Raw genomic sequence first — 9,193 nt, forward strand, 5'->3', positions numbered from 1 at the left:
ATCAGTTTGTAAAGACTTAACACCTTGATCACACTTCATCGGGCAACGACACAGAAGATTTTTGAAACGCTGTTTTCATTTTCCTTTTTCACTCTTTTCAGCGTATAATAGGTGCCTGGTCGCTATTGAATGGTTTCAGCTCATTGAACTGTAAAATTCAACTATCACATCGCATACTCCCGTTTTGGGCTGGAACTCAAGCACACATTACTCTGCACGCTCTTTTGATGTCACCTATCCTTACGCTGTGGCATCGCAGCTTTCGCAACACAGGTTTGACTCCGCGGTGGTGCGCCCCCGGAGCACGATTCTCCTATCCTTCACAACTTAAAGACTAAGACTGTCATGAAAAAGACCAAAATTGTTTGCACCATCGGCCCGAAAACCGAATCCGAAGAGATGTTAACCAAGATGCTGGACGCCGGTATGAACGTCATGCGTCTCAACTTCTCTCACGGTGACTATGCAGAACACGGTCAGCGCATCCAGAACCTGCGCAACGTGATGAGCAAAACCGGCAAAAAAGCCGCGATTTTGTTGGATACCAAAGGGCCAGAAATTCGCACCATTAAGCTGGAAGGCGGTAACGACGTCTCCCTGAAAGCAGGCCAGACCTTTACCTTCACCACCGATAAATCCGTTGTCGGTAACAACGACATCGTTGCTGTGACCTATGAAGGTTTCACCGCTGACCTCGCCGTGGGCAACACCGTACTGGTTGACGATGGTCTGATCGGTATGGAAGTTACTGCTATCGAAGGTAACAAGGTTGTTTGTAAAGTGCTGAACAACGGCGACCTCGGCGAAAATAAAGGCGTTAACCTGCCGGGCGTCTCTATCGCCCTGCCTGCCCTGGCTGAAAAAGACAAACAGGATCTGATCTTCGGTTGCGAGCAAGGCGTTGACTTCGTTGCTGCGTCCTTTATCCGTAAACGTTCCGACGTAGTTGAAATCCGTGAGCACCTGAAGGCGCACGGTGGCGAAAACATTCAGATCATCTCCAAGATTGAAAACCAGGAAGGCCTGAACAACTTCGACGAAATCCTCGAGGCCTCAGACGGCATCATGGTAGCCCGTGGCGACCTGGGCGTTGAGATCCCGGTTGAAGAAGTGATCTTCGCCCAGAAGATGATGATCGAAAAATGTATCCGCGCACGTAAAGTGGTGATCACCGCTACCCAGATGCTGGATTCTATGATCAAAAACCCGCGTCCGACTCGCGCTGAAGCCGGCGACGTCGCCAACGCCATCCTCGACGGTACCGATGCTGTGATGCTCTCCGGTGAATCTGCTAAAGGTAAATACCCGCTGGAAGCGGTGACCATCATGGCGACCATCTGTGAGCGTACTGACCGTGTGATGACCAGCCGTCTGGACTTCAACAACGACAGCCGCAAGCTGCGCATCACCGAAGCCGTTTGCCGTGGTGCGGTAGAAACCGCTGAAAAACTGGAAGCACCGCTGATCGTGGTTGCAACCCAGGGTGGTAAATCTGCCCGTGCGGTACGTAAATACTTCCCGGACGCGACCATTCTGGCCCTGACCACCAACGAACTGACTGCCCGTCAGCTGGTGCTGAGCAAAGGCGTTGTCGCGCAGCTGGTGAACGAGATTGCCTCTACGGATGATTTTTACCTGCAGGGTAAAGAGATCGCCCTGGCGAGCGGCCTGGCACAGAAAGGCGACGTGGTTGTAATGGTTTCCGGTGCGCTGGTTCCGAGTGGTACAACTAATACAGCATCCGTGCATGTACTGTAATTATTAACAGCTCTATTAATTTGCACTAAAAGCGCCCTCCGGGCGCTTTTTTTATTCCCTCAGAAGCCCCTCTCATTAGGAATGCAAATCGGATTAGACTATTTAACCTCGTATTTCATAAGATATATCCGATGAAAATGGTCTGTTTTCACACAGCTTTTTTACCATTTTCACTAAATTCGATGCATCTTTGAGCGAACGATCAAATTTAGGTGTATTCCCAGCAAAAAAATATTCTCAACATAAAAAAGTTTGTGTAATACTTGTAACGCTACATGGAGATTAACTCAATCTAGAGGGTATTAATAATGAATCGTACTAAACTGGTACTGGGCGCGGTAATCCTGGGTTCTACTCTGCTGGCAGGTTGCTCCAGCAACGCTAAAATCGACCAGCTGTCTTCTGACGTTCAGACTCTGAACGCTAAAGTTGACCAGCTGAGCAACGACGTGAACGCAATCCGTTCTGACGTTCAGGCTGCTAAAGACGACGCAGCTCGCGCTAACCAGCGTCTGGACAACCAGGCTCACTCTTACCGTAAGTAAGAGTTCCTGTAATAAAATGGCGCACACTGTGCGCCATTTTTTTTGCCTGTCATTCAGTAGCTCTCTGACTACTGGGTCATCGTTACTCCCGTCCCTTCGCTCTCTGCGCTAGTTACAGTCGACGTCTGGCTATTATGGGCTGACAGTACCGCCGCTGGGCCAGATGCGCCCTTTGCTACCGGCACGTTCACCGGATACCCTGCACGCCGCAGCATGGCTTTATCAATTGTTGATTGATCGCCTCCCGCCTGACGAATCGCGTCGCTAAAGGTCGCCGTCAGAGTGATAGGCACAGTTTGCGTATTCTCCTCCGGCTGCTGCGAGAGCGGGCGATGCACCTCAATATACTGCTTGCCGTCAGGCTCAACAGAGTACTTCACGGGCTCATTGATGATACGCACCGGCATGCCGGTAGAGGCCTGGGAGAAGAGCGCCTTTATATCAGGCGCGGCCATACGAATACAGCCGGAGCTGACGCGTAACCCCACGCTATCAGGCGCGCTGGTACCATGGATCAAATACTCGCCCCTCCCCTCCGCCAAACGCAGCGCAAAGCGCCCCAGCGGGTTATTTGGCCCGGCAGGAACCACGGCAGGAAGCGTGATGCCTTTGGCAAGCGAGCGCGCCCGTATGCCCGCAGGCGGCGTCCAGGTCGGGTTGGGTATCTTCTGGCTTATTCGAGTCAGCGTGACGGGTGTTTCAAGCCCCTGCTGGCCGATGCCAATAGGATAGACCTGGACGCTGTTCTCTCCCGGCGGATAGAAATAGAGCCGCAGCTCGGCCAGGTTGACCACTATCCCCTCCCGAGGCGTATCGGGCAGCAGCATCTGCGTAGGGATCGTCATCACCGTGCCAGGCTTCGGCACGGGCGCGATAGTATTGTTGGCCTCAATAAGCAACATCGCAGGCGTGTCGAAGTGACGACCGATCGCCTGAAGGTTACGATCCTGAGGCTGCACGGTGTAGGTCTGGTTCTGACCAATAAGACGGCTACCCGGCGGCGGCAGTAAATAGTCTGCTGCCTGGGCGGCTTGAATAGCGCTAAATGCGCTGATAATGCTCACTGTTATTAGAGACGCGCGTTTCATACACAGTTTCCCGTATTCACTGGCCCAGCGCCAGAAAGCTGAAAATTACGCGAGGAGAAAAGTCACCTCGCGTAACAGGATGAAAGCTATAAAAACAGTTTAGCTAATGTTGGCGGCTTTGTTACGAATTGCGCGGATCATCGCTTCCAGACCCTGGGAGCGCGAGGGGGTCAAATGCTGGGCAAGGGCCATTTTTTCAAACCACGGGCGGACATCAAAAGCGACAATATCCTGCGCCGTCATCTGCTGATAAAGAATAAAGACGACGGCAATCAGCCCTTTTACAATGGCCGCGTCGCTATCGCCCTGTAGCTCAATAATGCCGCTCTCGTTTTGCTGCATCACGATCCATACCTGGCTCTGGCAGCCCTGAATCGTGTTCTCTGCGCTGTGCGCCTGCTCGCTTAAGGCCGGCAGACGCTGCCCTAGCTCGATGATATAAAGATATTTCTCTTCCCAGTTAGCGCAGCGCGTAAAGTTACGCAGCAGCCGCTCTTTATCGGGTAATTCAGCCATAACCGCTCCTTTGTTAGCCCAGCAGCTGATGAATACGTTTCAGCCCGGCTACCAGACGATCCACCTCTTCCTGCGTGTTGTAAATAGCCAGCGATGCACGGCACATGGCTGGAACGTTATAAAACGCCATCAGCGGCATCGCACAGTGATGACCGGTACGCACCGCCACGCCATAATTATCGAGGAAGCTCCCGACGTCATAGGCGTGATGCTTACCTAAATTGAACGCAATGACGCCCTGACGCTGCGCGGGACCATACAGCGTGATATCCGGCACGGTGGCCATCTCAGCCAGCGCATACGTCATTAACGATTGCTCGTAAGCCTGGATATTATCGAGGCCCAGCGTGCTGACGTACTCTATGGCCGCACCGAGCGCGATGATCCCGCCGGTATTCGGGGTACCGGCCTCAAAGCGCCACGGCGCGCGGGCATAGGTCGTGCCGTCGGTCAGGCTGACGGTAGCGATCATTGACCCGCCCCCTTCCCACGGCGGCATGGCCTGAAGAATATCCTCTTTAACATACAGAATGCCGATGCCGGTTGGCCCGTAGAGCTTGTGCGCGGAAAAAGCATAGAAGTCGCAGTCCAGCGCCTGCACGTCAACGGTATGGTGGATCACCGCCTGCGCACCATCCACCAGCACCTTAGCGCCATGCTGGTGGGCAAGCGCGGTCATCTCGGCGATGGGGTTTTCCGTGCCCAGCACGTTAGATACTTGGGTAATGGCCAGCAGGCGGGTGCGATCGTCAAGCAGCTCGCGCCAGACGTCCAGCTGCAGCGTCCCGTCGGGGTTAAGCGGGATCACCCGCAGCTCAGCGCCGGTACGCTCGCACAGCATCTGCCACGGCACGATATTGGCATGGTGCTCCATCATCGTAATAATGATGTTGTCCCCGGCGCGGATCTGGCTGCTGCCCCAGCTGTGGGCTACGAGGTTAATCGCCTCGGTGGTACCGCGGACAAAGACGAGCTCCTCCGTTGACCGGGCATTAAGAAAACTGGCCGCCTGAGCGCGCACGTTCTCCATCCGCTGCGTTGCCTCGGCGCTCAGAGTATGGATCCCCCGATGCACCGCCGCGTAGCCGTGACGATAGAACTCGGCTTCGGCGTCGATAACCTGATTGGGTTTCTGCGCGCTGGCAGCGCTGTCCAGATAGGCCAGCGGCACGCCGTTCACTTCACGCGACAGGACGGGGAAATCTGCCCGTACGTCGCTCACGGAATAACTCATGCGTTGCCCCCTGCAAGGCGCTGACCAATTCGGCTCAACACCTGCTGCTTAAGCGCCTCGTCACTGATGGCTTCCGTCAGTTCAGCGGCAAAGGCATAGATAATCATCTGCTGGGCGGCCTGCCGATCGATGCCGCGCGAGCGCAGGTAAAACATCTGTTCATCATCAATACGGCCAACGGTCGCACCGTGGCTACACTTCACGTCGTCGGCATAGATCTCCAGCTGCGGCTTGGTATCGACCTCCGCGAGCCGGCCCAGCAGCAGATTGTTATTGGTCATCTGCCCGTCAGTTTTGATAGCATGCTGAGCCACGTTGATCATGCCGTTAAACACCGCGCGGCCTTTGTCGCTAACGATGGTTTTATGCAGCTGGCGGCTGTTACAGAAGCCTTTATTGTGCTCAAGCCAGGTACGGGTATCGCATACCTCGTTGTTCACCGGCATCGCCAGGCTATTGATGCGCAGCGTGGTATTTTCACCGTTAAGCTGGGTGCTGGTATGGTGTCGCAGCACGGCCCCGCCAAGCAGGAAGCTGTGGCTCCAGGCAGCGGCATCGGCGGCCATAAAGAGATCGTTATGGGCAAAGTGGTAGCTGCCCGCGTTCTCAAAGGCCAGCTTCACATGGTGCAGCTGCGCGTTAGCCCCGACGTTCATCGTCAGGCGTGAGCCCGTAAAGTGTCCCCTATCGTTGAGGCTGACGTAGTGCTCATAGAGCGTTGCCTCAGCGCTCTCTGCCAGCTCGATATGGTGCCGATAGTGGACGGTGTTCATCTCGTCCCCGTCCAGCCCTTGGGTAATGTGCATCAAGAGCAACGGTTTAGCAGGCCGTTGATTACGCGTTACATGAATATGCGTCACGCTTGTCGAAAGGCTTTCGGTCAGATGCAGAAACATCTCTGGCTGTACCGGCGCGGGCAATGCGCTGCGCTCGTCGTTGATCGACACGCTATATCCACTGCCGTCGAGGCTGTCGCTCAGGTAGGCATCAAAGTGCCCGTCGATAAATACTAGCCGCAGCGCATCCACCGGCAGTGCCAGGACATCGCGCTGTTCAGCGCTAATGCGGCTGCTTTTAGCGACAAACTGGCGCTTCAGCAGTCCGTCGAGAGACGTATATTTCCAGTCTTCCTGTTTGCGCGTCGGCAAGCCCAAGCGCAGCATCTGCTGCAGGTGCTGCTGGGCCTGCTCAGAGCGGTTCCCACCCTGGGCTTCAAACAGATGATGCCACTGCTGCAGCGCGTTACTGCTGTTCTGTAAGCCAGCCATAGCCCTGCTCCTCCAGCTGTTTGACCAGCGTAAAATCACCTGATTTCACAATGCGGCCCTGATAAAGGACATGCACGTAATCTGGCTTGATGTAGTCAAGGATGCGCTGGTAGTGCGTGACGATGATAAAGGCACGCTTATCATCGCGCAGGGAGTTCACACCGTCAGCAACGATCTTCAGCGCATCAATGTCCAGACCGGAGTCTGTTTCATCGAGAATGCACAGCTCAGGCTCAAGCACCGCCATCTGCAAAATATCATTACGCTTCTTTTCACCACCGGAGAACCCGACGTTGACCGAGCGCGTGAGCAGATCTTCCGGCATCTTCAGCAGCTTGATCTTCTCTTCCATCAGATCCTGGAAGTCGAAGCGGTCCAGCTCCTCCTGACCACGGTGCTTACGCACGGCGTTAAGCGCGGTTTGCAGGAAGAACTGATTGCTGACGCCGGGGATCTCCACCGGGTACTGGAACGCCATAAAGACGCCCTCGCCTGCACGCTCCTCGGGATCCAGTTCCAGCAGGTCTTGACCTTTAAACTCAACGCTGCCGCCGGTGACTTCATAGTCCTCCCGCCCGGCCAGGGTTGCCGACAGCGTACTTTTACCGGAGCCGTTGGGTCCCATAATGGCATGCACCTCGCCGGGGCGAACCTCAAGGCTCAGACCACGCAGGATCTCTTTATCTTCAACGGATACCTGTAAATCTTTAATGCTTAACATAGGGATTCCCTTATTCCTTAACCGACGCTGTGTTCAAGACTAATTGCCAGCAGTTTTTGTGCTTCTACGGCAAACTCCAGCGGCAGCTCGGAGAAGACATCTTTACAGAAGCCGTTAACAATCATGGATATTGCATCCTCTTCGCTAATGCCGCGCTGCAGACAGTAGAAAAGCTGATCCTCACCAATGCGTGAGGTAGTCGCCTCATGCTCAAGCTGGGCGCTATTGTTGCGGCACTCGACATAGGGGAAGGTGTGCGCCCCACAGTCAGGTCCAATCAGCATCGAGTCACACTGGGTAAAGTTACGCGCGTTGGTCGCCGTCGGCATGATTTTCACCAGCCCGCGATAGCTGTTCTGGCTTTGCCCCGCCGAGATCCCTTTCGAGATGATGGTCGATTTGGTGTTCTTGCCGATGTGGATCATCTTGGTGCCGGTATCGGCCTGCTGGTGGCCGCTGGTGAGCGCCACAGAGTAGAACTCGCCGATGGAGTTATCGCCGCGCAGGATAACGCTTGGGTATTTCCAGGTGATCGCCGAGCCGGTCTCTGACTGCGTCCATGACATCTTGCTGTTTTCGCCTTCGCACAGCGCACGCTTGGTCACGAAGTTCAGGATGCCGCCGGTGTTGTTATCCCCCGGGAACCAGTTCTGTACGGTGGAGTATTTTACCTCCGCGTCTTTATGGATGATCACCTCGACTACCGCGGCATGAAGCTGATAGCTATCGCGTACCGGTGCCGAGCAGCCCTCGATATAGCTGACGTAGCTCCCTTCATCGGCGACCAGAATGGTGCGCTCGAACTGGCCCGTTTTCTCTGCGTTGATACGGAAATAGGTAGAGAGCTCCATTGGGCAGTGCACGCCTTTCGGCACATAGATAAAGGTGCCATCGGAGGCGACGGCGGCGTTCAGAGCGGCAAAGAAGTTATCGTTGCTCGGTACGACGGTACCAAGGTATTTCTTCACCAGCTCGGGGTGATCGTGGATAGCCTCGCCAAACGAGCAGAAGATGATCCCCTGCTCCGAGAGTTTCTCCCGATAGGTCGTCGCCACCGAGACAGAGTCAAAGATGGCGTCCACCGCCACCTCGCGCCCTTCACGCACCGGCACGCCCAGCTGATTAAACGCCTCCTCTACCTCGTTGGTCAGGAAGGCATTCGCGCCGGTCTGCTGCACCGCACCGGGCTCTGAGGCGCAGGTATCGTCGCAGTTGCCGCAGGAAGGCGCGGAGTAGTAACTGTAATCCTGGTAGTTGAGCTTGTCATAGTGAGCCTTGAGCCAGTGTGGCTCCTCCATGGTCAGCCATGCCCGAAATGCGCTCAGGCGGAACTCAAGCATCCATTCAGGTTCATTTCGTTTGGCCGAGATAGCCCGCACCACATCTTCATTGATGCCGTGGGCCATCTCGTCGGTCTGTAACCGGGTAAAAAAGCCCTCTTTATAGTTAAGGGGGCCTGACCAGGTTTGGACATCGTCCATTGCTTCAGTTTTATGAGACTCAACATTACGAGACATAGTACCGCCTATACCCCAAAGCTTTCACCACAGCCGCACTCGTGCTGAGCTTTCGGATTATAAAATTTAAATATCTGGTTTAATCCTTCCCGCACATAGTCGACGGTCGTTCCATCGATGAACGGCATGGCCTGTAGAGGAACATACAGATGCGCGCCGTCGCGCTCAAAGAGCAGATCGTCTTCTGCAGGTTCGGTCACGGTATCCAGTACATAGCCAAAGCCTGCACAGCCCGTCTGTTTAATGCCGAGACGAACGCCGCGCAGCTCCGGCTGTTTACTGGTCAGAGCGCGAATGTGCTCCGCCGCTGCCGGGGTCAGGATCAAACCCTGCCAGCCCGGGTTGTTTGGATCGAAAGTCCCTGAATGCAATTCCATAGGTATACCTCACATGATTACGTCAGCAGGACATAACGCTATGTTAGTGATAATGATTATCACTTCAACCTCTAATCCGCAGGGTTATTCGCGTTAAGCGCTCTTTTTATATACATCTATTAAGCATAGACCCTGCTGCCAGGGTTAACAGAAAAGGATTATTTGAAGT

At 54.6% G+C, this 9,193-nt stretch carries 10 protein-coding genes; 3 read left to right on the forward strand and 7 right to left on the reverse strand.

The window, feature by feature from the left end; all coding sequences use genetic code 11:
• Positions 1-143: 143 nt before the first annotated feature.
• The 3 genes from ynhH (at position 144) to FN633_RS01950 (ending at position 2,303) form a co-directional block, all read left to right on the forward strand.
• Positions 144-338 (forward strand): protein YnhH, encoded by a 195-nt coding sequence (gene ynhH / locus FN633_RS18585; RefSeq protein ID WP_425049183.1) that lies wholly within the window; start codon positions 144-146, stop codon positions 336-338.
• A gap of 7 nt (positions 339-345) precedes the next feature.
• Positions 346-1,758 carry a pyruvate kinase PykF gene (gene pykF / locus FN633_RS01945; RefSeq protein ID WP_042394757.1) on the forward strand — a complete coding sequence of 471 codons (1,413 nt, stop codon included), beginning with the start codon at positions 346-348 and terminating at the stop codon, positions 1,756-1,758.
• Positions 1,759-2,066: 308 nt separating this feature from the next.
• Complete coding sequence (locus FN633_RS01950; protein WP_007374746.1) at positions 2,067-2,303, forward strand: major outer membrane lipoprotein; 237 nt, start codon at positions 2,067-2,069, stop codon at positions 2,301-2,303.
• Between the two features lie 68 nt (positions 2,304-2,371).
• Here the strand turns inward: FN633_RS01950 and ldtE are convergent, their stop codons facing one another.
• The 7 genes from ldtE to sufA all read right to left on the reverse strand — a co-directional run bounded on the left by ldtE (position 2,372) and on the right by sufA (position 9,024).
• The gene (ldtE, locus tag FN633_RS01955) at positions 2,372-3,391 is read right to left on the reverse strand and encodes a L,D-transpeptidase LdtE (RefSeq protein ID WP_154056553.1); all 1,020 of its coding nucleotides are present in this window, start codon (positions 3,389-3,391) and stop codon (positions 2,372-2,374) included.
• A 99-nt stretch (positions 3,392-3,490) separates the two neighbouring features.
• Positions 3,491-3,907, reverse strand: coding sequence for a cysteine desulfuration protein SufE (sufE, locus tag FN633_RS01960; RefSeq protein WP_042394762.1), 417 nt, complete (start codon positions 3,905-3,907; stop codon positions 3,491-3,493).
• A 13-nt stretch (positions 3,908-3,920) separates the two neighbouring features.
• Positions 3,921-5,141 carry a cysteine desulfurase SufS gene (gene sufS / locus FN633_RS01965; RefSeq protein ID WP_154056554.1) on the reverse strand — a complete coding sequence of 407 codons (1,221 nt, stop codon included), beginning with the start codon at positions 5,139-5,141 and terminating at the stop codon, positions 3,921-3,923.
• Positions 5,138-6,409, reverse strand: a complete 1,272-nt coding sequence (gene sufD / locus FN633_RS01970) for a Fe-S cluster assembly protein SufD (RefSeq protein WP_154056555.1) — start codon at positions 6,407-6,409, stop codon at positions 5,138-5,140. Before sufD ends, sufS begins: the two co-directional genes overlap by 4 nt.
• Positions 6,384-7,130 (reverse strand): Fe-S cluster assembly ATPase SufC, encoded by a 747-nt coding sequence (gene sufC / locus FN633_RS01975; protein ID WP_042394768.1) that lies wholly within the window; start codon positions 7,128-7,130, stop codon positions 6,384-6,386. Before sufC ends, sufD begins: the two co-directional genes overlap by 26 nt.
• Positions 7,131-7,147: 17 nt before the next feature.
• Positions 7,148-8,647, reverse strand: coding sequence for a Fe-S cluster assembly protein SufB (sufB, locus tag FN633_RS01980; protein WP_154056556.1), 1,500 nt, complete (start codon positions 8,645-8,647; stop codon positions 7,148-7,150).
• Between the two features lie 8 nt (positions 8,648-8,655).
• Positions 8,656-9,024, reverse strand: coding sequence for a Fe-S cluster assembly scaffold SufA (sufA, locus tag FN633_RS01985; RefSeq protein ID WP_042394773.1), 369 nt, complete (start codon positions 9,022-9,024; stop codon positions 8,656-8,658).
• Positions 9,025-9,193: the final 169 nt, after the last annotated feature.

The sequence above is a fragment of the Pseudescherichia vulneris genome (assembly GCF_902164725.1).
GTDB classification, from domain to species: Bacteria; Pseudomonadota; Gammaproteobacteria; order Enterobacterales; family Enterobacteriaceae; genus Pseudescherichia; species Pseudescherichia vulneris.